Annotated in this window: 23 protein-coding genes; 12 read left to right on the plus strand and 11 right to left on the minus strand. The window is 68.1% G+C overall.

Annotated elements, in window-relative coordinates; all coding sequences use genetic code 11:
• Positions 1-108: 108 nt before the first annotated feature.
• Positions 109-1,431: a bifunctional o-acetylhomoserine/o-acetylserine sulfhydrylase gene (locus tag D7252_RS12140; protein ID WP_120775622.1), complete on the minus strand. Its 1,323-nt coding sequence runs from the start codon at positions 1,429-1,431 to the stop codon at positions 109-111.
• A 210-nt stretch (positions 1,432-1,641) separates the two neighbouring features.
• On the opposite strand from D7252_RS12140, the gene D7252_RS12145 reads away from it, so the two are divergent.
• From D7252_RS12145 to D7252_RS12160, 4 genes are all read left to right on the plus strand, one after another.
• Complete coding sequence (locus D7252_RS12145; RefSeq protein ID WP_147406732.1) at positions 1,642-2,256, plus strand: hypothetical protein; 615 nt, start codon at positions 1,642-1,644, stop codon at positions 2,254-2,256.
• 61 nt (positions 2,257-2,317) lie between these two features.
• On the plus strand, positions 2,318-3,100 hold the full coding sequence (locus D7252_RS12150; protein WP_183055280.1) for an SDR family oxidoreductase: 783 nt from the start codon (positions 2,318-2,320) through the stop codon (positions 3,098-3,100).
• 2 nt (positions 3,101-3,102) lie between these two features.
• A complete protein-coding gene (locus tag D7252_RS12155) occupies positions 3,103-3,831 on the plus strand; it encodes a uracil-DNA glycosylase (RefSeq protein ID WP_120775624.1) in 729 nt (242 codons plus the stop codon).
• A 38-nt stretch (positions 3,832-3,869) separates the two neighbouring features.
• The gene (locus D7252_RS12160) at positions 3,870-4,487 is read left to right on the plus strand and encodes a GNAT family N-acetyltransferase (RefSeq protein WP_120775625.1); all 618 of its coding nucleotides are present in this window, start codon (positions 3,870-3,872) and stop codon (positions 4,485-4,487) included.
• Between the two features lie 108 nt (positions 4,488-4,595).
• On the opposite strand, the gene D7252_RS12165 is transcribed toward D7252_RS12160, so the two are convergent.
• The 6 genes from D7252_RS12165 to D7252_RS12190 form a co-directional block, all read right to left on the minus strand.
• Positions 4,596-5,393: an ABC transporter ATP-binding protein gene (locus tag D7252_RS12165; RefSeq protein WP_120775626.1), complete on the minus strand. Its 798-nt coding sequence runs from the start codon at positions 5,391-5,393 to the stop codon at positions 4,596-4,598.
• Positions 5,390-6,181 carry an ABC transporter ATP-binding protein gene (locus D7252_RS12170; RefSeq protein WP_120775627.1) on the minus strand — a complete coding sequence of 264 codons (792 nt, stop codon included), beginning with the start codon at positions 6,179-6,181 and terminating at the stop codon, positions 5,390-5,392. The genes D7252_RS12165 and D7252_RS12170 overlap by 4 nt, the downstream gene beginning before the upstream one ends.
• Positions 6,178-7,047, minus strand: coding sequence for an ABC transporter permease (locus tag D7252_RS12175; RefSeq protein ID WP_120775628.1), 870 nt, complete (start codon positions 7,045-7,047; stop codon positions 6,178-6,180). Before D7252_RS12175 ends, D7252_RS12170 begins: the two co-directional genes overlap by 4 nt.
• Positions 7,044-7,994: an ABC transporter permease gene (locus D7252_RS12180; protein ID WP_120775629.1), complete on the minus strand. Its 951-nt coding sequence runs from the start codon at positions 7,992-7,994 to the stop codon at positions 7,044-7,046. The genes D7252_RS12175 and D7252_RS12180 overlap by 4 nt, the downstream gene beginning before the upstream one ends.
• A gap of 16 nt (positions 7,995-8,010) precedes the next feature.
• Positions 8,011-9,531, minus strand: a complete 1,521-nt coding sequence (locus tag D7252_RS12185) for an ABC transporter substrate-binding protein (RefSeq protein WP_120775630.1) — start codon at positions 9,529-9,531, stop codon at positions 8,011-8,013.
• A gap of 92 nt (positions 9,532-9,623) precedes the next feature.
• The gene (locus D7252_RS12190; protein ID WP_120775631.1) at positions 9,624-10,541 is read right to left on the minus strand and encodes an alpha/beta fold hydrolase; all 918 of its coding nucleotides are present in this window, start codon (positions 10,539-10,541) and stop codon (positions 9,624-9,626) included.
• Between the two features lie 33 nt (positions 10,542-10,574).
• Here D7252_RS12190 and D7252_RS12195 point away from each other — a divergent pair, with 33 nt between their 5' ends.
• The 3 genes from D7252_RS12195 (at position 10,575) to D7252_RS12205 (ending at position 12,299) form a co-directional block, all read left to right on the plus strand.
• On the plus strand, positions 10,575-11,051 hold the full coding sequence (locus tag D7252_RS12195) for a carboxymuconolactone decarboxylase family protein (RefSeq protein WP_120775632.1): 477 nt from the start codon (positions 10,575-10,577) through the stop codon (positions 11,049-11,051).
• On the plus strand, positions 11,048-11,764 hold the full coding sequence (locus tag D7252_RS12200) for a tyrosine-protein phosphatase (protein ID WP_120775633.1): 717 nt from the start codon (positions 11,048-11,050) through the stop codon (positions 11,762-11,764). The genes D7252_RS12195 and D7252_RS12200 overlap by 4 nt, the downstream gene beginning before the upstream one ends.
• A gap of 61 nt (positions 11,765-11,825) precedes the next feature.
• Positions 11,826-12,299 carry an SIP domain-containing protein gene (locus D7252_RS12205; RefSeq protein ID WP_120775634.1) on the plus strand — a complete coding sequence of 158 codons (474 nt, stop codon included), beginning with the start codon at positions 11,826-11,828 and terminating at the stop codon, positions 12,297-12,299.
• Between the two features lie 4 nt (positions 12,300-12,303).
• On the opposite strand, the gene D7252_RS12210 is transcribed toward D7252_RS12205, so the two are convergent.
• From D7252_RS12210 to D7252_RS12225, 4 genes are all read right to left on the minus strand, one after another.
• On the minus strand, positions 12,304-12,741 hold the full coding sequence (locus D7252_RS12210) for a Fe-S oxidoreductase (protein ID WP_120775635.1): 438 nt from the start codon (positions 12,739-12,741) through the stop codon (positions 12,304-12,306).
• Positions 12,738-13,541, minus strand: a complete 804-nt coding sequence (locus D7252_RS12215) for an arginase family protein (RefSeq protein ID WP_120775636.1) — start codon at positions 13,539-13,541, stop codon at positions 12,738-12,740. The genes D7252_RS12210 and D7252_RS12215 overlap by 4 nt, the downstream gene beginning before the upstream one ends.
• Before the next feature lie 62 nt (positions 13,542-13,603).
• Positions 13,604-14,347, minus strand: a complete 744-nt coding sequence (locus tag D7252_RS12220) for a PspA/IM30 family protein (protein ID WP_120775637.1) — start codon at positions 14,345-14,347, stop codon at positions 13,604-13,606.
• A 58-nt stretch (positions 14,348-14,405) separates the two neighbouring features.
• Positions 14,406-16,445, minus strand: coding sequence for a TPM domain-containing protein (locus tag D7252_RS12225; protein ID WP_120775638.1), 2,040 nt, complete (start codon positions 16,443-16,445; stop codon positions 14,406-14,408).
• A 122-nt stretch (positions 16,446-16,567) separates the two neighbouring features.
• Here D7252_RS12225 and D7252_RS12230 point away from each other — a divergent pair, with 122 nt between their 5' ends.
• The 5 genes from D7252_RS12230 to D7252_RS12250 are packed head-to-tail and all read left to right on the plus strand — an operon-like array spanning position 16,568 to position 20,633.
• The gene (locus D7252_RS12230; RefSeq protein WP_120775639.1) at positions 16,568-17,410 is read left to right on the plus strand and encodes a DUF3097 domain-containing protein; all 843 of its coding nucleotides are present in this window, start codon (positions 16,568-16,570) and stop codon (positions 17,408-17,410) included.
• Positions 17,411-17,460: 50 nt separating this feature from the next.
• Positions 17,461-18,186, plus strand: a complete 726-nt coding sequence (trmB, locus tag D7252_RS12235; protein ID WP_120775640.1) for a tRNA (guanosine(46)-N7)-methyltransferase TrmB — start codon at positions 17,461-17,463, stop codon at positions 18,184-18,186.
• A complete protein-coding gene (locus D7252_RS12240) occupies positions 18,183-19,073 on the plus strand; it encodes a CPBP family intramembrane glutamic endopeptidase (RefSeq protein ID WP_120775641.1) in 891 nt (296 codons plus the stop codon). Before trmB ends, D7252_RS12240 begins: the two co-directional genes overlap by 4 nt.
• 46 nt (positions 19,074-19,119) lie before the next feature.
• Positions 19,120-19,512 (plus strand): DUF1304 domain-containing protein, encoded by a 393-nt coding sequence (locus D7252_RS12245; protein WP_120775642.1) that lies wholly within the window; start codon positions 19,120-19,122, stop codon positions 19,510-19,512.
• A 41-nt stretch (positions 19,513-19,553) separates the two neighbouring features.
• Positions 19,554-20,633, plus strand: a complete 1,080-nt coding sequence (locus tag D7252_RS12250; RefSeq protein WP_183055281.1) for a DNA polymerase IV — start codon at positions 19,554-19,556, stop codon at positions 20,631-20,633.
• Positions 20,634-20,656: the final 23 nt, after the last annotated feature.

Below are 20,656 nucleotides of genomic sequence, written 5' to 3' on the forward strand. Positions count from 1 at the left end.
CGTGCGCCCGCTTGCCGGCCTCCCCGGGCGGAGTGGCGGGGCCCGTCGAGAGACACGGATGCCCCGGACCGCAGCGGCCCGGGGCATCATGCTCTTGCGTGCGAGAAATCAGGCGCGAGCGGCCTCTGACACTCGTCGTGCCGCCGCGAGAGCCTGGTCGAGGTCTGCCTTCAGGTCGTCCACGTTCTCCAGGCCGACCGAGAGCCGCACCAGTCCCGGGGTCACTCCGGAGGTGAGCTGCTGCTCGGGGGTGAGCTGCGCGTGCGTGGTGGATGCCGGGTGGATGACGAGCGAGCGCACGTCGCCGATGTTGGCGAGGTGACTGAACAGCGACAGGCTGTTGACGAATTCACGACCGGCCTCGACGCCGCCCTTGAGCTCGAACGAGAGCACGGCGCCGACTCCCTTGGGCGCATACTCGTTCGCTTTGGCGTACCACGGCGAGGAGGGCAGACCCGAATAGTTGACCGTCGCGACGTCGTCGCGGTTGTCGAGCCACTCGGCGATCTCCTGGGCGTTCTGCACGTGACGCTCGATGCGCAGCGACAGCGTTTCGACACCCTGGATGAGGTTCCAGGCGCTCTGCGGGGCGATCGCCGAACCGAGGTCGCGCAGCAGCTGCACGCGCGCCTTGATGATGTAGGCCAGACCGTCGCCGACGGCGGCGGTGTAGCTGGCACCGTGGTAGGACGGGTCGGGCTCGGTGAGGCCGGGGAACTTCTCGACGTTCTCGGACCACTCGAACGAGCCGCCGTCGATGATGACGCCACCGATCGTGGTGCCGTGCCCACCGAGGAACTTGGTCACCGAGTGCACGACGATGTCGGCGCCGAACTCGAACGGACGGATCAGGTACGGCGTGGCGATCGTGTTGTCGACGATCAGCGGTACACCGCTCTCGTGCGCGACGTCGGCGACGGTACGGATGTCGAGGATGTTGATCTGCGGGTTGCCGATCGTCTCCGCGAAGAACAGCTTGGTGTTGGGGCGGACGGCGCGGCGCCACTCTTCGGGGTCGTCCTGGTTCTCGACGAAGGTGACCTCGATGCCGAGCTTCGCGAGGGTGTATTTGAAGAGGTTGTAGGTTCCTCCGTAGATCGAGCTGGACGCGACGAAGTGGTCGCCTGCCTGAGCGATGTTCAGCACGGCGAAGGTCGAGGCCGCCTGACCGCTGGCGAGCACGAGTGCGCCGGTGCCGCCTTCGAGCGCGGCGAGGCGCTGTTCCAGGACGTCCTGCGTCGGGTTCTGGATGCGGGTGTAGATGTTGCCGAACTCGGCGAGGGCGAAGAGGTTCGCTGCGTGGTCGGCGTTGTCGAACACATACGAGGTGGTCTGGTAGATCGGCGTGGCACGCGCCTTCGTGACCGGATCGGGTGCGGCACCCGAGTGGATCTGCTTGGTCTCGAAGCGCCAGGACTCGGGTGCGGACATGTGTTCCCCCTGGAACGATGGAAGGTCTGTTGGCGGATGCCGTTGCAGCGACAGTACGGAATACCGCCGCTGTCAACAAGGACGGGGAAATGTGACGTAACAGATTCCGCACGAAATCCGTGCATCGCCGAGGCCGGCGTGATTAGTCTGGGTGCTGTGCTGAGGGCATCGGTCGCGACGACGCGACCGCTCGATTCGGGAGGCGTGACGGTGACTGAGGAACAGAAGCCCGCAACTGCTGGGCCACAGAACGAACGCGCGAGCACGAGCGGCGTCGCGCGCAGAACGGTGCTGACGGGGGCAGCGTGGTCGCTCCCCGTCGTCGCGCTGGCGGTTTCGACGCCGATGGCCGCAGCGTCCGTCGGCGCGCTCGGAGCATTCGTGATCGAGTCGATGCTCGGAGGCACGTGGGTCAACACGCAGTACTACGGGGCGTCCATTCAGCTGCGAAACGACGACACCCGCGCCACGGCCCTGCCCGTCGAAGACATCACCAGCGGAACGGTGACCGTGACCTTCCCGCGTGCGGCCGTCGGCGCGATCGAGCCGGCCGTCATCGCGAATGCCGGTGGATCGAGTCCGACCGTCGGTGCCCTTCCGGCGACCGACCCCACCTGGACCGCGGGTGGGGCAAGCGACAACGGCGACGGCACGGTGAGCTACGTCCTGCTGTTCTCCGGCAGCCTCCCCGGCCAAGGCGTCACGAACGTGAGCTTCGGCATCCTCGGAGCCCAACCGCTGCAGCAGGGCATCTCGGTGACGGTCACGTCCACGGGAAGTCCTACGGACGGCACCGTGAGTTCGCGCACGGTGACTCTCTACTGACATTCGCTCTCGCGGCATCGTCCGCCGCAGAATACGTCGAGGAACGTCGTACGGTGGAGGCATGGTGATCAGACGTGCAGTGGTGACAGGTGCGAGTTCCGGGATCGGGGCTGCAACGGTGCGGGCACTCCGCGCGCGGGGATGGGAAGTCGTCGGCGTCGCACGTCGCGAGAACCGACTGTCTGCGCTCGCCGACGAGACCGGCGCTTCGGCCATCGCCTGCGACCTGACCGATCCGGCCGCCGTCGACGCGCTCGTGGCGGAGCTCGAGAGGTCCGGGCCGGTGCACGCTCTCGTGCAGGTCGCCGGGGGTGCCCGGGGTACCGACCGCGTCGAGGATGGGTCGACCGAGGACTGGCAGTGGATGTTCGACGCCAACGTCCTCGCCACGCAGCGCCTGGTCGCCGCTCTTCTGCCGCTGCTGCGCCGCGCAGCTGCTACGGACGGGCACGCCGATGCCGTCTTCGTGACATCGACCGCCGCGCAGACCGCATACGCGGGTGGAGCGGGCTACAACGCCGCCAAGGCAGCCGAGGCGATGCTCGTGCGCGTGCTTCGTCAGGAACTCAACGGCGAGCCGATCCGCGTCGTCGAGGTCGCTCCTGGGTTGGTCCACACGGAGGAGTTCACCCTGAACCGCCTGGGTGGAGACGCTGTCGCGGCCGAGGCGGTGTACTCGGGTGTCGAGGCACCGCTGGTCGCCGACGATGTGGCCGACGTCATCGGCTACGCTCTGGATTCGCCGTCGCACGTCAATCTCGACCTCATCACCATGCGGCCGGTCGCGCAGTCCGCACAGCACCTTCTCGCACGCGGTCCGCTGCGGGTGCGGTCGTCCGACTGACGATGGCACGCACTCTCACAGAACTCGCAGAAGACGGTCACGTCGATCCCGGGTGGGCGGAGGCGCTCGCTCCGGTGCAGGACGAGATCACGGCGCTGGGGGAGCGCCTTCGTGCCGAGCAGGCAGCGGGGCGCGGATACCTGCCCGCAGGTGGCGATGTACTCCGGGCCTTTCAGCGCCCGCTCTCCGAGGTCAAGGTCCTCATCACCGGACAGGACCCGTATCCGACACCGGGGCACCCCATAGGTCTCTCCTTCGCAGTCGACAGGGACGTGCGGCCACTGCCGAGAAGCCTTGCGAACATCTACAAGGAGCGCGAGACCGACCTCGGCATCCCGCCCGCGCCGCACGGCGATCTCACGGCCTGGAGCGACCAGGGCGTGCTGCTGCTGAACAGAGTGCTCACGGTGCAGCCGGGTGCCGCCGCCTCACACCGGGGATGGGGGTGGGAGACGGTCACAGAGCACGCGATCCGCACGCTCGTCGCCCGCGATCAGCCGCTCGTCGCGATTCTCTGGGGGAAGGATGCCGCGAACCTGCAGCCGCTGCTGGGCGACACCCCCGTGATCGCATCGGCTCATCCGTCGCCGCTGTCGGCCCGTCGCGGCTTCTTCGGTTCCCGCCCCTTCTCGCGGGCGAACACGCTCCTCGAAGAACTCGGCGCCGTTCCGGTGGACTGGCGGGTCGAGGGCGAGCCGGCCGACCGCGAACTTTCGAATCAGGGAGCCTGACCACCCGCGCCGCACAGGCGCTCGGATATCCTGAGCGCATGCAGTTCGAACCGGGGGACCGTCGCCGCGTCCTGCCGCGTCACCTCCGGCCGGAACCGGCGCCGGAAGTGTTCTCGTACACGATCCGCCCGGCGAGAACCACCGATCTCGCCCACGTACGCGAGATCTACAACCACTTCGTGAGCAACTCGGCCGTCACGCTCGATGAGCGGCGCAGCAGCATCCCGTACTGGCGCGACAAGTTCGCCCTGCTCGACCGGCTCAAGCTCCCCTTCCTCGTCGCGGTCTCGCCGGCGGGTGTCGTGCTCGGATACGCGCTGGCGCAGCCGTGGGCGGGAAAGAACGCGTACCGCTACACGGTCGAGGACTCGATCTACCTCGGCCCGGGCGCCGCCGGCAAAGGCCTCGGGGCTGCGCTTCTGCAAGCGCTCATCGACGCATGCGAGCAGATCGGGTTGCGAGAGATGGTCGCCGTCATCAGTGACAGCGGGGCCGAGGCATCGATCCGGTTGCACGCGAAGCTCGGATTCGTCGAAGCGGGACGGATGGGGCGCGTCGGGCACAAATTCGGGCGAGAACTCGGGACCGTGTACATGCGGCGGGTGCTGAAGCCGACGGGGCGGCGGCGGGGGAGCTTCTTCGGGTCGCGGCGCTGATCTGGGTGGTCCGGGCGGTGAGCGGGGCGTTTCGTCTCGCGGGCGCTTGCTCGACGACCGGGAGAGGTGCTCGCTCACGGGTCCCTCGACGTGGCGCGCGGGCGCGTGTCAGCGACCGGGAGAGCCGGGGATCACGGGGATCGCCGCAAGCAACGCCTTCGTGTAGTCGTGCTGCGGGTGGAGCAGCACGGCATCCGTCGTACCGCGCTCGACGATGTGACCGTCTTTCATGACGACCACCGTGTCGCACAGGTTCTGCACCACTCCGATGTCGTGCGACACCAGCACGAGGGTGAGATCCGTCGTTCGTCGCAACTCGATCAGCAGCTCGAGGATCTGCGCCCGCACCGTCACGTCGAGAGCCGAGAGCGGTTCGTCACCGACGAGGATGCGCGGGCGATGCACGATGGCCCGTGCGATCGCGATGCGCTGGCGCTGACCGCCGGAGAACTCATGCGGATACCGGTCCGCCATCTCGGGCTCCAAGCCCACCTGTGCGAGAACCTCGCGCACCCGCGCCCGGCGATCGCCGTCGATGTCGAGGGCCCACAGCGGCTCGGCGATGATCTGTCCCGCGGTCATCCGCGGGTCGAGCGACGCATAGGGATCCTGGAACACGAGTCCGGTCTGCCGTCGCAGCCAGTGCAACGACTTCGCGGATGCCGAGGCGTCGACCGGACGCCCGTCGACGAGGACCGTGCCGCCCGTCGGTCGGTCGAGGCCAAGCAGCAGCCGCACCAGCGTGGACTTCCCCGACCCCGACTCGCCGATGATCCCCACCGAAGAGCCCTCGACGATGTCGAGGTCGGTGGGGGCGAGGGCCGTCTGCGTGCGCGTGCGTTCGAACGCCGCCCGCTTCGGGACGAAGAAGTCGCGGGACAGTCCGCGCGCTTCGATCAGACTCATGCCTCGCCTCCCCTCGGACGCCACAGTGTCGCCGTGGCGTCGCGCAGCAAGCCCTGCGTGATCGGCGAGGTCGGCGTCGTCAGGAGCGCTGACACGGGTGCCGCTTCGACGACGCGGCCGTGCTCGAGCACGACACCCTCGGTGGCGACCTGCGACAGCACCGCCAGGTCGTGGGTGATGAACACCAGCGACATGCCCTCGTCGGCGACGAGCGACAGCAGCAGCGAGAGGATCTCGGCCTGGATGGTCACGTCGAGCGCGGTGGTCGGCTCATCGGCGATCAGAAGTCGAGGACGGCAGGCGAGCGCCATGGCGATGGCCACGCGCTGACGCTGGCCACCCGACAGCTGATGGGGGTACCTGTCTACGATCGACTCGGGGTCGGGCAGCCGCACGCGGGCAGCTTCGGCGATCGCGCGCTCCCGGGCTTCGCGGCGCCCGAGGCCCTCGTGGATCCGGATCGACTCGGCGATCTGTCGCCCGACAGTCCGTATCGGGTTCAGCGCCGTCCGTGGCTCCTGGAACACGATGCCGATGTCGTCGCCCCGCAGTCTCGCCAATTCGCGATCGGACATCCCGATCAGCTCGGTGCCGTTCCACCGGATGCTGCCACTCGCGGTCGCACCGTCGGGGAGCAGCCCGAGCACAGCCAGCGCGGTGAGCGACTTGCCGGAACCGGATTCGCCGATCAGGCCGAGGCGCTCCCCGTCGGGCACCTCGAAGGAGACGCCGTCGACCACGCGACGACCGTCGATCTCCACGACCAGTCTCTCGACCACCAAGCTCATGCGATCACCGCCGGCGTGTGCACTTCAGCGGCGCGGTGCCGCAGCGTGGGGTCGGTCGCCTCGCGCAGCCCGTCGCCGAGCAGATTCAGGGCGAGCACGGTGAGCGTGATCGCGAGTCCCGGCCAGATCACCGACAGCGGATGCACACCGATGTAGCGCTGCAGATCGGCGAGGAGAAGCCCCCAGCTGGGCTCGACGACGGAGGCGCCGAAGCCGAGGTAGGACAGCCCGGCCTCCGCGAGCACGGCGACCGCCATCGACCACGAGAGCTGCACGATGAACACCGGGGCGACGTTGGGCAGCAGATGCCGTACGAGGCTCTGAGCCGGCGTGAGCCCCGACGCCCGTGCCGCGAGCACGAAGTCGCTCTGCTGCACCCGACGCAGCTCCGGTCGCGTCACACGGGCGATGTTGACGCCGAAGCCGATGCCGACCGCCCAGATCACCACCCACAGCGATCCGCCCCACACCGAGGAGATCATCATCGCTATCAGCAGGACGGGGAAGGCGATGAGGATGTCGACCAGGACAGCGACGGTCTCGCGCATCCACCGTGCGGTGAGAGCGCCGAGGGCAGCGAGGGCGATCCCGACGGCGGTCGCCACCAGCCCCGCACCGACGCTGACGAACAGGGTCGTCCGCGCGCCGGCCATGATCAGGCTGAGGATGTCGCGACCGGTGTCGTCGGTGCCCAGCAGATGCGGCCAGCTCGGGGGAAGCCATCGGTCGCCGATGTCGGAGGCCTGCGGATCGAACGGGGTCCAGAGGGTCGAGACGAGCGCGGTCCCGACGATCACGGCGACCACGGTGAGGCCGAAGCGGCCCGTCGCCGTCTGCCAGAGTTTCACGAACCAGCCGCGGGTCATGCTGCCTCCCGCTGTCGGGGATCGATCGTGCGATGCAGCAGATCGACCAGGAAGCCGACGACCAGCACGAAGCCGGTCAGCACAAGCAGTTCACTCTGCACCTTGACGAGGTCGCGGGTCCCGACGTCTGCCACCAGCATCCGCCCGATGCCGGGCAGCGTGAACAGCTGCTCGATCACGACCGAACCGACGATGATGCCGGCGACCTGGAGACCCAGGACCGTGATGATCGAGAGTCCGACGGCGGGGATGCCGTGCTGGATCAAGGCGCGAGTGCGCGTCAACCCCTTCGCGGCGGCCGTGCGGACGAAGTCCTGGCCTGCCGCCTGCAGCGTGGCACTGCGCACGAAGCGCATCAGCATCGCCCCCTCAACGATCCCGATGGTCAGCGCCGGGAGAAGGAGAGACTCGATCGCCCGTCCGGGCGTGGACCACCCCGTACGCGGGAAGCCCTGTGGAGGCAACCATCCCAGCCAGACGGAGAACACGACGACCAGCATCATCCCCGCCCAGACGACGGGGACGGCGGCCAGAGCCTGCGCACCGATGCTGAGCGCTGTGCCACCACGCCGACCCCGCAGCAAGGCCGCGAGGATTCCGAACGGGACGGCGATCAGGATGGCGATGACCAGTGACATGATGCCGAGCGGGACGGTGACCTGCGCCTTGAGCAGCAGTTCCTCGCCGACGGACGCTCCCGAGAGCAGCGACGTGCCGAGGTCGCCTCGGAAGATCCCGCCGATCCAGTCGGTGTACTGGGCGAGAAGCGGCCGATTCAGACCGAGCGCCTCGCGAAGTGCGTCGACTTCGGACGGAGAGGCCTGAGTTCCGGCGATCAGCTGGGCGACGTCACCGGGAAAGACCCGCAGTGTGAGGAAGATCAGCGCGCTCGACACGAGGAGCCCTGCAATGAGCAGGACTCCTCGGACGAGCGTGTAGCGGATCACAGCCGGATGCCGGTCGTCAGTTCTCCGCGGAGACGGTGACACCCGCGAGGTTGATGCGCGAGTTGATCGAGTCCTCGGGGAATCCGGAGACGACCGGGCTCACCGCCGTGATGGTCTCGCCGTTGTACAGCCAGTCCACCGGGTGGTCTTCTGACACGATGCGGGCCGCTTCGGCGAGGAGCTCGGCAGACGCATCGGGATCGACCTCGGCCTGTGCCTGGGCGTACAGCTCCTGCACCTCGGCGTTGTCGTAGCCGAAGTAGTAGTCGGGGTCGGCGAAGTTGCCGAAGTCGCGCGGCTCGACGTGCAGCACGAAGCTGAGGTCGTAGTCCTTGTTCGTGTAGACGTCTTCCAGCCAGGACGGGAACTCGACCGAGTCGACCTCGAGCGCGACACCGACCTCCTTGAAATCGGAGATCAGTACCTTGGGCACCGTCGTGCCGTAGAACGACGGGATGGTCAAGGTGAGCTCGAGATCCTCCTGACCTGCTTCGGCGAGCAGTTCCTCGGCCTTCACCGGGTCGTACGACACGACGTCCGAGAGATCCTCATATCCGGGGTCGAGCTCGGGGATCGGACCGTACAGCGGTGTGCCGGCGCCCACAGCTTCGATCAGGGCGTCATGGTCGATGGCGAGACGCAGCGCCTCACGTACGCGCACGTCGTCCAGCGGTGCCTTCTTGTTGTTGAACGCGAGTGTCGCCTTGTCGGTGGTGCGGCCCTTCGTGAGCGTGAAGTCACCGGAGTCCTCCAGCTGAGGGGCGAGGTTCGGGTCGACCGCGGTGAGCACATCGACGTCACCGGCGAGAGCGGCGTTGACGCCGGCGGTGAAGTCGGGGATGTACTGGAACGCCACCTCCGCGACTCCTGTCGGCTCGCCCCAGTAGGTGTCGTTGCGTGCGAAGGTGATGCTGCTGCCCTTGTTCCAGCGCGTCAGGGTGAACGGGCCTGTCCCGTTCTCGGCACTCTTCAGATCGGTGGTGTCGCCCTTCTTGAACACGAGCCCGGCCGGCCCGGTGAGAACGAAGAGGAAGTTCTGGTTCGGTGCGGTGAGCACGATCTGCACCGTCGTCGCGTCCGGGGCGCTGACAGAGGCGACAGAGGCGAACTCCGCGTTGCCCTGCACAGTGGCATCCGTGCGGACCGTCTCGTACGAGGCCACGACATCGGCCGACGTCAATGCCGTGCCGTCGTGGAACGCTATGCCTTCGTTGAGGGTGAAGATGTAGGTCAGTCCATCTTCGGAGACCTCGTAGTCGGAGGCGAGACGGCCCTCGATCTCATTCTGCTGGGTGCGGGTGACGAGGCCCTCGTAGATGTTGTCGATGAGGATCTGCTCGAGCGCGGCGCCGCTGGTGTGTCGGATGTCGAGGTTGGTCGGCTCGAGCACCAGACCGACGTTCAACGTCGCGTCGGGATCCGGTGTGCCCGTGGGGGCCGAGGGCTCCTGCTCGCGGGTGCCGGAGCAGGCGCTCAGGACCACGGCGGTGGCCGCGAGGGCGGAGATGAGCGCGAGACGTCGGGTACGTCGGAACATGAAAGTTTCCTCTCGGTGCGGCACTCGCTGTGTGCCGTTGAATCGAGCCTAGAGACAGCAGGTGGGCAGAAGGGCGGATGAGGAACGAAACGTCACAATCCCGGAGCGGCAGCGATCAGGGACGCCAGCGCTGCAGGAGCCGTCTCCTGCACGTTGTGAGTCGCATCGATAGCCACGACCCGGGCTCCGGGCACGCGGCGCTGCAGTTCTACGGCATCCGGCTCGCTGACGAAGCCCCGGGTGGCACGCACCAGAGTGAGGCGGGCGCGGACATTCGACAGGTCGTCCCACCCCGTCTCGTGGAGCATCGACGGGCTGGCGGCCGACCCGGGGTCGTGTGCGGCGAGGGCCTGGGCGGCGAGGTGCGCGAAGTGATGTTTCCATTCGATCCGCCCGTCGTCACGAACGCGGGTGTTGAGGAACACGCCCCGCTCGGTCTCCGGACGACTTCCGCCGAAGCCGAGCGACATGGCCTTGTCGACGAGTTCGTCGCGTGTCGCGAAGTCGGTGGGGCCCGCGTAGAACTCGCGAAGGGCGGCGGGACCGGCCGAGGTGTCGATACCGGGCGTGATGTCGACGATGATGAGCTCTGAGACGAGATCAGGGCGGGAAGCCGCGAGAGCCGCTCCGGTGAGACCGCCGAGCGACTGCCCGACGACGACCTGCGGTTGAGAGGTCCACGCGTCCAAGGCCGCCGCGACATCGAGCGCGAGCGTGCGGGGCGTGTAGTCGGCATCCGCCCGCCACGAGGAATCGCCGTGACCGGCGAGGTCGATCGCCAGCAGCGGTCCGCCCAGCGCCAGCGAGGTGTTGTCCCAGGTGTGCGCGTTCAGACCCGCTCCGTGAAGAAGCGTGACGCGCGGAGAATCTTCTCCGAACCGCAACGCGCTCAGGCGTCGTCCATCGGGCAGTGACAGGGTGAGCCGCTCCACTTCCGGGAGTGGCACGCCGAGGGCTGCTGCCTGCGCGGGAAGATAGCTGAACTCGGAGATGTCGATCGCCACGTTCATATTCTGCCTGCCAGGGGCGAATATCATGAACGCATGACCGAGACGCGCGTGCACCTGTCCAAGACCGAGCCCGCCGCCTACCAGGCGCTGGATGCCTTCTCGAAGACCGTCGGCGAGATCTGCGCGGCGAACGGAATCGACGATCGACTCAAAGAGATCGTCATGATCCACTGCTCGCAGCTCAACGGATGCAGCTACTGCACCCGCATCCACGTCGATCGCGCGCTCGCCGCGGGGCTCGACACCGACACGATCATGCAGATCGCCGCCTGGCGCGAGAGCGGCGTCTTCAGCGACCGCGAACGTGCGGCGCTCGAGCTCGCTGAGTCGTTCACGTTCATCTCGGAGGAGGGTATCTCCGACGAGGTGTACGACAGCGTCGGAAGCGTCTTCACCGAAAAGGAGTACGCCGCCCTCAGCTGGGCGTGCATCTCGATCAACGCCTTCAACAGGGTCGTCATCGCCGGACGCTACCCCGTGCCTCCGCGAACCTCGCAGGCCCCGGCGTGACCGTCCTCGACATCGATGGCGTCAACAACGTCCGTGACGTCGGCGGCATCCCGACCGACGACGGGGGCCGCATCCGCCCGGGCGTGCTGCTGCGGTCGGGGCAGCTGTCCGGCGCCACGACCAACGGCGCGACGGCGCTGCGTCGCAGCATCCAGCACATCATCGATCTGCGCGACGGTGAAGAGGTCGCCGCGGAGCCGACCGAGATCGAGGGCCCCGACACGACGCACCTGCCGCTTTTCCTCGGCTCCGTGCGGTCGTTCTTCGAGACCGACACCAGCCTCGACGACCTGTATCTCCATCTCCTCGAGGAGAGCGGCGATCGGCTGGTCGCCGCCATCCGCATCATCGCCCAGGGCGCGCCCACACTCGTGCACTGCACCGTCGGCAAAGACCGGACCGGAGTGACGGTCGCTCTCGCTCTTTCCGCCGTCGGTGCCGACCGCGAAGCCGTCATCGCGGACTACGCCCTCACCGCGTCGCAGTTGCCTGAGCAGCGGTCGCAGCGCATCGCCGCCTACCTCAGGGCGCAGCATCCGGAGGCGGTCCACGCGGTCGCCCTGGCGACGGAGTCGCCGGCGCCCGTGATGCGGCATCTTCTGGAGCAGATCGATGAGCGGTGGGGTTCGGCTGCCGGGTACCTCCGCGCGAGCGGAATGACCGAGGACGAGTTGGCCGCTCTGCGGAGTGCGCTCGTGGAGCCCGTGTCCTGATGTGACGCTGACGTTCGAGGAAGGTTAGGCAAGCCTTCACTTGGTGTAGCATGAAGTCATCATGAACACCGCTCTCGAGACCCGCGGCACGCGCGCCGAACGCCGCGCAGCCCGTCGTCGTGCGCACCATCTCGTCACGGCGGACGAGCACTCGCTCGCCGAACTCGAGGTGTTCCTGACCACACTTCCGCTGTGCGCATCGGGGCGTATCTTCATCGAGGTGCCGGACGCAACCGACATCGGCGTGATCGACGCTCCAGGGCGCATGACCGTCACCTGGCTGGCGCGGGGGCAGCGTTCCGGCGCCCCCGGCTCCGGACGGTCCTGTTCACCGGGTGAGGCGCTCGCTCGTGCCACGTCGGCGTGGGCGGACGAGATGATGTGTGACGCCGAGATCGAGACGCAGGTCACTCTTCTCGGTGGATACCTCGGTACCGCCGACATCGTGGATCACCTGACCAATGCGCTGGGCGTCGAGCACGCGCTCATCCGCGTACCGGAACGCTTCGGCCTGCGGCCGACCGAGCAGCGCTGATCCGTCAGGAGGAGCGGCGCACGTAGTTGCCGTCTTCCAGACCCGCCTCGATCTCGAAGCGATTGCGCAGCGGATCCCGCCCGGCGAACAGGTAGAGCACGGGCATCAGGATGCCGTAGCGCAGCCATTGCGCCTTGTGCACGGCCTCATGGCGAAGCACCGCGTCGCTCGGCCTGGCATCGCCCGTGAGGAAGCACCCGCCCACGCAGACGCCGCCCCGACGGAAGGTCCAGCGCGGCATGCCGCGGAACACCCACAGGCCCGCGCGTCGCTCGACCGGGCCTGTGCTCCAGAGACCGCCCCAGAGCCATCCGACGGCCGTGCCCCACCAGAAACCCGCGCGGCTGATCGGCGACCGAAGCAGCACGGCAGGGATGCGCCGATCGAAGCGCCGACCCCTGGCGAGTGCTTCCTCGGCATCGGTCCGCCAGTCGGCACTCATGCGACTGCCCCGACCAGGCGGAGCAGAGCGCCGAGGTCGTCGACCGCGTCGACGGGGGACCGCGGCGCGAAACCGGCGATCGTCGCGCCGGCCAGCGGGAAGTCTTCGCGCAGCCGTCGAATCGCAGCGCTGAGAGCCGCCGGAGAGAGACCGAAAGGTGCGGCGGCGGAAACACCGGCGAACTCCGAAGGGTCGAGGACGTCGACGTCGATGTGAATCCACACCCGCGAGGCGCCGGTGGCGCGCACGGCCTCGATCAGCGCATCCGGTCGTGCGAGATCTTCGACCGACAGGTTGGTGAAGGATGCGAGTTCCGCACCTTCCGGTTCGTCGATGTCGCGCACGCCGACGGTGACGATCTTGTCGCGGGCGATCCCCGGTGAGAGCGCGAGCTGTTCTTCGCCCTCGCCGACGACGGCACGCAAGGCCATCCCGGAGAATGCTCCGGACGGAGAGGTTTCGGGGGTGTGCATGTCGGCGTGCGCGTCGCACCAGACGACAGCGACGTCGTCGGTGCCTCCGTCGAGGGCGTCGAGCGCGGCGACGGTCACGCTGCAGTCACCACCGATAACGACGGTGTCGGCGCGGAGGTGCTCGCCCACCAGTTCACGGGTGCGTTGAATCGCGCTGAGACGCCGGACACCTGTGCCCAGCGACTCGCCCGCCTCGACGGGAACGTCCAGCACGGTGGTGGATGCGCGCGGAAGGTCACCGGCGATCGCCCCCGCTCCGTCGACGAGCAGCATCGCGCGTGGCGCGGGCGAGCCCTGCCACTGCGGGACGACGAGAAAACGCACCATGGGACCTCCGAGGAAAAGGGCGGATGCCCCGGACACTCGGGTCCGGGGCATCCGTGGTCGTGTCAGTTGCCTTCGATCGCCTGACGCGGAGCGCTGCCGCCGGCCTTCAGCTCGGCGAGGCGAGCTTCGACCTCCGTCAGCTCGCCGAGGTCTTCCAGACTCTCGAACTGAGCGTCCAGGCTGGATGCGGCGAGCTCCATCTTGCCCTGCGCGAGCGCCTCCTGCCGACGGACCTTGTCTTCGAAGCGTCCGAGCTCGCTGGTGGGATCCAGCACGTTGATAGAACCGACAGCGTCCTGCACCTTGGTCTGCGCCTCGGCGACCTTGGCGCGGGCCAGGAGCTCGCTGCGCTTGTTCTTGAGCTCGCCGAGCTTGTCCTTCATGCCGTTGAGGCCGGTCTTGAGCCGGTCGACGATCTCGGTCTGCGACGCGATCTGCGGCTCGGCTCCGGTGGCCTCGCGCTCGGCGGTGATCTGGCGCTGCAGCGCGATCTTGGCGAGGTTGTCGAACTTGTCGGCGTCGCCGGCGTTACCCGTCGTGCGCATCTCGTCGGCCTTGCGGCTGGCCGCCAGTGCTTTGTTGCCCCACTCGGTGGCAGCCTGGACGTCTTCTTCGTGGTCGCGCTCGAGGAGGCGCAGGTTTCCGATGGTCTCGGCGATCGCGGACTCCGCGTCGGCGATGCTGTTGGTGTAATCGCGGACGAGCTGATCGATCATCTTCTGCGGGTCTTCCGCAGAGTCCAGGAGCGAGTTGATGTTCGCGCGGACGAGGGTCGAGATACGTCCGAAGATGGACTGCTTGGTCATGCGTGGTTCCTTTCAGAGGGTGGGACTCGAGAGCTTTACGATCATGACGGGGTGCGAATCAGAAGCGTCTACCTCCGGATCGGCCGCTGCGTCCGCTGCTTCGCGAACTGCTGCGTGAGCCGCCGCCGAAACCGGAGCTGCGGTAGCCGCCCCCGCCCCCGGAACGCCAGCTGCTGCCGCGCGAGGATCCGCCGCCGCCGGCGAGGAGGCCGCCGATGATCCCGCCGAGGATGTCGCCGCCGAGACCGGAGCTGCCGGATCGCGAACCCGACCCCCCGAACAGTCCGCCCCAGCTGTCGTCGCTGCCGCCGGGGGAGGAGAACGACTGCACGTCCGACTGGGCGGAGTACGTGGCCTGGCGGACGAGTTCGAGAGCTCGATTCGCCTCCGCCAGCGCGGCGTCCGGGTCGGCCGCACGCAGGCTCAGCGCGCTAGACAGGCTCGCCTCCGCCGCAGCCAACCTCGTTCGCGCCGTCGAACCCACGGTGCCGCGGCGCGTCTCGATGTAGTCCCGGGTCCCGCGGATCTCCGATTCGGCTTGGGAGAGCGCCTGGTCGAGCATCAGCCGAACACGGCGCGCTCGTTCCGCCGTCTCCTGGCCGCGGGCGATCGCGGCGTCGATCTGCGCGTTGGCCGCGGCGAGGGCATCGAGAGCGCGCTGCGGGTGGCGTGCGGCGCCGGTGAGGTCACTCTGTGCGGCCTGGATCTGCGACGCCGTCACGGCCGCGGCGGCCGCGATGGCGCCGTCGGCGTCGGGGAGCGCCTGCGCGGCGGCGAGATCGGTCTGGAGCTCGGCGATCAGCGCCTGCGCCTGCGCTTCGATCGAGGCGAGGTCGGATCCCAACGTGGTCACGGCGTGGGCGAGCTGAGCGGCCTGGGCGACGGCCTGTTCGGCGGTCCGGATCGCGAACGCCGCCTCGCCCGTCCGTCCGGCGGCCAATGCCTCGGCACCGGCCTGGAGCGCACGGTCGGCGAGGGTGGCGCGTTCCTGAGCCTGTTCGGGGTTGTCGCGCACCGTATTCAGCGCAGCGGGGTCGTGGGCCTCGGCCAATGCGGCCAGTGCAGGGGCGACCGAAGCGAGGACCGGACCGAGCGCTGCTCGCTCGCCGCGTACGCGCTCCAGCTCCTGCGGGGCGTTCTGTTCGAGCTTTCGCAGGGCGTCGAACGCCTCGGTGTTGTCGTCGAGGACGTCGTCGACCTCTTCGGCGAGGCCGATGATGCGGATGTGCCAGGCGCGACGGTCGTGAATGGTGTCTTCGACCTCGTCGTCGAGCTTCTGCTTGAGGTCGAATGCCTCGGCCATCTTCGCTTTGGCCGTCTCGATCGCTTGCGTGAACTCCGACGTGGCGCCTTCGCCGAACTGGGCGATCGCGAAACCCAGCTCTTCTCTGCTGGAGGTGATCGCGTCGTCGGCCTGGACGAGCGCGATCCCCGCCTGCGTCTCGACCTGCTCGTCGGTGAGCGTCGAGAAGGGGTCGTTGGGATCGGGATGCTCGGGCATCGCCCCGCGTCGGCGGATCTCGGCCTGGCGACGTGCGCGTCTGACGAGCGCGACGATGAGCCAGACGATGAGACCCGCGGCCACGATCGCGCCGACGATGAGCATCGTCCGGAGTGCTCCTGCGCCCCCGTCGCCCTGGATCTCGTCGGCTGCGAGGGTGATCGCGCCCGCCCAGTCGTCTGCGGAGGCGAGCGGCACCATCTCGTTCTCGATCTCATCGAGCTTGCTGTCGCTGAGCGGGCCGTCGGGTGCTGCCGAGATGTAGAAGCTGCGGCCGTCGACGGCGATCGCGAGGAGGTACTGGTCTTGGCCGAGATTGTTGTTCTCGGCGACGGTGTCTGCCCACTCGACGTTGTCGGCGGGCGAGGTGAATTCATCGACGAGCACCACGAACAGATCGGCGTTCGAATTCTCGGTGAGCTCCTGCAGTCGAGCTTCGACGGCCTCTTCTTCGGAGGCGCTCAGCACTCCGGCCTGATCGGTCACGTACCCGGAATCGAGCGTGAGCGGGTCGGTGGCGGATGCTGCGGAGGCGGAGAACGCTCCGATCGCCGCGGCGAGCGTCAGCGCGGTCAGCGTCAGCCACCGTCTCGTCATACTGTTTCCTCCGACCGACAGCCGTGCGCCATGTCACGAGTCTATGCACAGAGTCCGACACGCGACAGCTTCCACCGGGTGTTCTGCGTTCGCCGTCAGCGGAGGCACATACGCTGGAGGGCATGGACGACAGGTACGGATCGGACGTGCTCGCATCGGGGTGGCGTGAGCGCGCCACGAAGAAGGTGCCCCAGGTGCCGGCGGAGACGGATCTCGTCGTCGAGGTCGCGGATGACGGCTACTGCGGGGCCGTGACGCGCGTGCAGGGCGGCGCGGTGGAACTGGAGGATCGGCTCGGCCGCAAGCGGGTGTTCCCGCTCGGCGGCGGATTCCTGATCGACGGTTCACCGGTCCGTCTGGTCGTGCCCGCGGCGAAGGTGCAAGGTCCGCGTCGTACGGCATCTGGTTCGTTCGTCGTCGCCGACCAGCGTGCTCGCGTCGCGCTGCCCAGCCGCATCCTGGTGGAGGGCAAGCACGACGCGGAGCTCGTCGAGAAGGTGTGGGGCGCCGACCTGCGCGCCGAGGGCGTGGTCGTGGAGTTCCTGCAGGGTGTCGACCTTCTCGACGACCTGCTCGCCGCCGAGCCGCCGAGTGCGAGCCGCCGATACGGAGTGCTCGTCGACCACCTGGTTCCGGGATCCAAGGAGACTCGCATCGCGGAAGCGGTGGCCCGCGGACCGCACGGGCCCCACGTCCGCATCGTCGGGCATCCCTTCGTCGACGTCTGGCAGTGCGTGACCCCGCGCGCGCTCGGCATCGCGAAGTGGCCGGAGATTCCCCGCGGCATCGAGTGGAAGATCGGCATCTGTCGTGCGTTCGGCTGGCCGCACGAGACGCAGGCCGACACCGCGCGCGCGTGGCAGCACATTCTGTCGAAGGTGACGACGTACCGGGATCTGGAGCCGGCGCTGCTGGGCAGGGTCGAGGAGCTCATCGATTTCGTGACGGCGCCCGCCGCCGGCTGATCGTCGGGCGGCGGGAACGGATGCAGTGGCCCGGCGACTACCCTGGAAACATGCCCGAACCCCGTACTTTCCGCGACGAGCCGGTGTCGTTCGTGCGCCGAAGCGGCCGGATGTCCGAGGCGCAGGACCGCGCCTTCGCCGAGCTCGCACCGCACTACCTCCTCGACGTGCCGCGCGACGTCGCCTGGACCTCCGTGCACCCGGAAGCGCGACTCGATCCGACCACCGAGTACGGCCGAACCGCCGACTTGTATGTGGAGATCGGCTCCGGGCAGGGACACGCCATCGTGGCGGCGGCATCCTCCCGCCCCGACGACGACTTCCTGGCTGTGGAGGTGTTCCGCGCGGGGCTCGCGAGAACCATGCTCGACGCCGACCGCGAGGGTGCGCGCAACGTGCGGGTCGTCGAGGCCAACGCACCCGAGGTGCTGTCGTCGTATCTGCCGGAAGCGGCGGCACGCGAGGTCTGGATCTTCTTCCCGGACCCCTGGCACAAGAAGAAGCACACCAAGCGCCGCCTCGTCCGCGCGGGTTTCGGGGCCACGGCGGCGCGTGCGCTGCGAAACGGTGGTCTTCTGCGCCTTGCCACGGACTGGGAGGACTACGCCCTGCAGATGCGAGAGGTGCTCGACGCCGACCCGCTCTTCGAGCGCGCGTTCGAGGGGGAGTGGGCGGAGCGGTTCGAGGGACGAGTGATGACGGCGTTCGAGCGGAAGGGCATCGCGAAGGGGCGCGACATCCGCGATCTGGTGTACCGACGCACGGAACGCTCGTGACCGAGGTGACGCACGGCACGACACTTCGTGCAGGGCTCGCTCCGGCGCTTCTCGTCTGCGCGGCGGCTCCGGCGTTCTTCGTCCTGCAGATTCCGTGGCTGGGTTGGGCGTTGCTGGCGCTGGGGGTCGGAGCCGCCTGGCTGGTCGAGCGAGGACGCACCGCGGAGGACTCGACGGTGCGCGTCGGTGCCCGGCGCGAGACCGCTCGGGTGATCGGCGACCATCGGGCGCCCTCGCTGACGCGCGACCTGTCGTTGATCGCCTTCGGCATGCTGATCGTGAGCATCATCCCGTTGGCGGCCGAGCTCGACAACCTGGCGATGCTGCGATTCACGCTGGCGCTGGGCGGCGCTGTCGCCGTTCCGTACGTGATCTCGCGATATGTCTACCGCGACCGTGCCATCAGCTTCCCATGGCGGACGCACCGCCGGTGGGGGCGCCTGCAGTGGGGCTGGCTGGTCGCCGTGCTCGTGCTGGGGTGGCTCATCCTGCCGTTCTATTTCATCACCAGCGGCGTCTACCAGAACTGGCCGGTGGTGGACACACCCGACCTGATCGCTCGACTGTTCGTGGGTGTCGGCGCTGTCGGCATCTGGGACGAGCTTTTCTTCATCTGCACGGTCTTCGCGCTGCTGCGGCGGCACTTCCCCGATCTCGTCGCGAACCTGCTGCAGGCGATCGTGTTCGTATCGTTCCTGTGGGAGCTCGGCTACCGTGAGTGGGGTCCGCTGCTGACCATCCCGTTCGCGCTTCTGCAGGGCTTCATCTTCCTGCGGACGCATTCTCTCGCCTACGTGGTCACCGTGCATCTGCTCTTCGATGCCGTGGTGTTCGCCGTCCTCGTGCACGCGCACAATCCGGGGCTCCTGCCGATCTTCCTCGTCTGACGACGCGGGGTTTGGCGAACCGGTCGTCGGGCAGGAGAATCAGGGCATGCTCATCGTCGGTCTCGTCCTCGCAGCCGCTGCTGCGGCCTTCCACGTCTTCATCTTCGCCCTCGAGTCGCTGCGGTGGACGGAACCCGAGACGCGCAAGATCTTCGGCGTCGCGAGTGAGGCGGATGCCATCACCATGAAGCCGCTCGCCTTCAACCAAGGGTTCTACAACCTGTTCCTGGCACTGACGACGCTGCTGGGCGTCGGTCTCGTCATCGTCGGCTTCGGCACCGTCGGCGTGACGTTGGTGTTTGCCGGGACGGCGATGATGGTCGCTGCCGCACTGGTGCTCGTTCTGTCGGATCGCACGAAGGCGCGCGCTGCCGCGATGCAGGGCGTCCTTCCGCTGGCTGCGATCATCGCGACGTCGATCGGGGTCGCGATCAGCTGACAGGGGTGACATCCGCCGCGTCGAGCGTCACACTCGTTTGCATGGCCGAATGGGTGCTGCACGTGGACATGGATCAGTTCATCGCCGCGGTGGAGGTGTTGCGTCGTCCTGAGCTGGCGGGCCTTCCGGTGATCGTCGGAGGACGCGGTGATCCGACCGAGCGGGCGGTCGTGTCGACGGCGTCGTACGAGGCACGGGCTTTCGGCATCGGCTCCGGGATGCCGTTGAAGATCGCCGCGCGAAAGGCACCGGACGACGCGGTCTTCCTGCCGGTGGATCACGAGGCCTACGAGGCCGCCTCGGCGGAGGTGATGTCGACGCTGCGGGCTCTGCCGGGTGTCGTGCTCGAGGTCATCGGCTGGGACGAGTGCTTCCTCGGAGTGACCACCGATGACCCCGAGCAGAAGGCTCGTGACGCGCAGGAAGCCGTCCTCGAAGCCACCGGGCTGCACTGCTCCGTCGGCATCGGTGACAACAAGGTCCGCGCCAAGATCGCGACGGAGTTCGGCAAGCCGCGGGGGAGCTTCCGCCTGACCGAGGCCAACTGGTTCGAGGTGATGGGCGCCAGACCCACGCGCGATCTGTGGGGTGTCGGAGCGAAGGTGCAGAAGCGGCTCGCGGAGCACGGCATCGACACAGTGCGGCAACTCGCCGACGCCGACGAGCAGGAGCTCGTCCGCGAGTTCGGTCCGAAGATGGGCGTCTGGTATCACGGGCTGGGCTCAGGTCTGGGCCCGAGCGTGGTCGACGACACGCCGTGGGTCGCGCGCAACCACAGCCGGGAGACGACCTACCAGCAGAATCTCACGTCATCGGAGCAGGTCGAAGCGGCGGTTCGCGAGCTCGCCGCTGCTGCCTTCGATGACTGCGCCGCCGAGGGACGCGCGGTGATGCGCGTGCATCTCAAGATTCGCTATGCGCCCTTCGAGACGAAGACGCTCGGGCGAAAGCTCTCTGCACCCACATCCCGCCGCGACGATGTGGTGGCCGCTGCCGTCGGCCTCGCCACCGGCACTCTGGACCCTTCGCGAGAAGTGCGTCTGCTCGGCGTCCGCGCAGAGATGGCCATGCCCGAAACGGCGGATGCCGCCGAGCGAACACCGGTTCGCGGCCGGTTCTGAGTTCGCTCGGCGGCGGGTGCCGG

Origin of the sequence: Microbacterium sp. CGR2 (assembly GCF_003626735.1) — a bacterium.
Classification (GTDB): Bacteria; Actinomycetota; Actinomycetes; order Actinomycetales; family Microbacteriaceae; genus Microbacterium.

Coding starts and splice junctions, on each gene's coding strand:
- D7252_RS12155 (WP_120775624.1), top strand. CDS start 3,103: ATGGCACGCACTCTCACAGAACTCGCAGAAGACGGTCACGTCGATCCC.
- D7252_RS12250 (WP_183055281.1), top strand. CDS start 19,554: ATGGCCGAATGGGTGCTGCACGTGGACATGGATCAGTTCATCGCCGCG.
- D7252_RS12150 (WP_183055280.1), top strand. CDS start 2,318: ATGGTGATCAGACGTGCAGTGGTGACAGGTGCGAGTTCCGGGATCGGG.
- D7252_RS12175 (WP_120775628.1), bottom strand. CDS start 7,047: ATGACCCGCGGCTGGTTCGTGAAACTCTGGCAGACGGCGACGGGCCGC.
- D7252_RS12140 (WP_120775622.1), bottom strand. CDS start 1,431: ATGTCCGCACCCGAGTCCTGGCGCTTCGAGACCAAGCAGATCCACTCG.
- D7252_RS12220 (WP_120775637.1), bottom strand. CDS start 14,347: ATGACCAAGCAGTCCATCTTCGGACGTATCTCGACCCTCGTCCGCGCG.
- D7252_RS12230 (WP_120775639.1), top strand. CDS start 16,568: ATGGACGACAGGTACGGATCGGACGTGCTCGCATCGGGGTGGCGTGAG.
- D7252_RS12245 (WP_120775642.1), top strand. CDS start 19,120: ATGCTCATCGTCGGTCTCGTCCTCGCAGCCGCTGCTGCGGCCTTCCAC.
- trmB (WP_120775640.1), top strand. CDS start 17,461: ATGCCCGAACCCCGTACTTTCCGCGACGAGCCGGTGTCGTTCGTGCGC.
- D7252_RS12165 (WP_120775626.1), bottom strand. CDS start 5,393: ATGAGTCTGATCGAAGCGCGCGGACTGTCCCGCGACTTCTTCGTCCCG.
- D7252_RS12215 (WP_120775636.1), bottom strand. CDS start 13,541: ATGGTGCGTTTTCTCGTCGTCCCGCAGTGGCAGGGCTCGCCCGCGCCA.
- D7252_RS12210 (WP_120775635.1), bottom strand. CDS start 12,741: ATGAGTGCCGACTGGCGGACCGATGCCGAGGAAGCACTCGCCAGGGGT.
- D7252_RS12160 (WP_120775625.1), top strand. CDS start 3,870: ATGCAGTTCGAACCGGGGGACCGTCGCCGCGTCCTGCCGCGTCACCTC.
- D7252_RS12225 (WP_120775638.1), bottom strand. CDS start 16,445: ATGACGAGACGGTGGCTGACGCTGACCGCGCTGACGCTCGCCGCGGCG.
- D7252_RS12195 (WP_120775632.1), top strand. CDS start 10,575: ATGACCGAGACGCGCGTGCACCTGTCCAAGACCGAGCCCGCCGCCTAC.
- D7252_RS12205 (WP_120775634.1), top strand. CDS start 11,826: ATGAACACCGCTCTCGAGACCCGCGGCACGCGCGCCGAACGCCGCGCA.
- D7252_RS12185 (WP_120775630.1), bottom strand. CDS start 9,531: ATGTTCCGACGTACCCGACGTCTCGCGCTCATCTCCGCCCTCGCGGCC.
- D7252_RS12170 (WP_120775627.1), bottom strand. CDS start 6,181: ATGAGCTTGGTGGTCGAGAGACTGGTCGTGGAGATCGACGGTCGTCGC.
- D7252_RS12190 (WP_120775631.1), bottom strand. CDS start 10,541: ATGAACGTGGCGATCGACATCTCCGAGTTCAGCTATCTTCCCGCGCAG.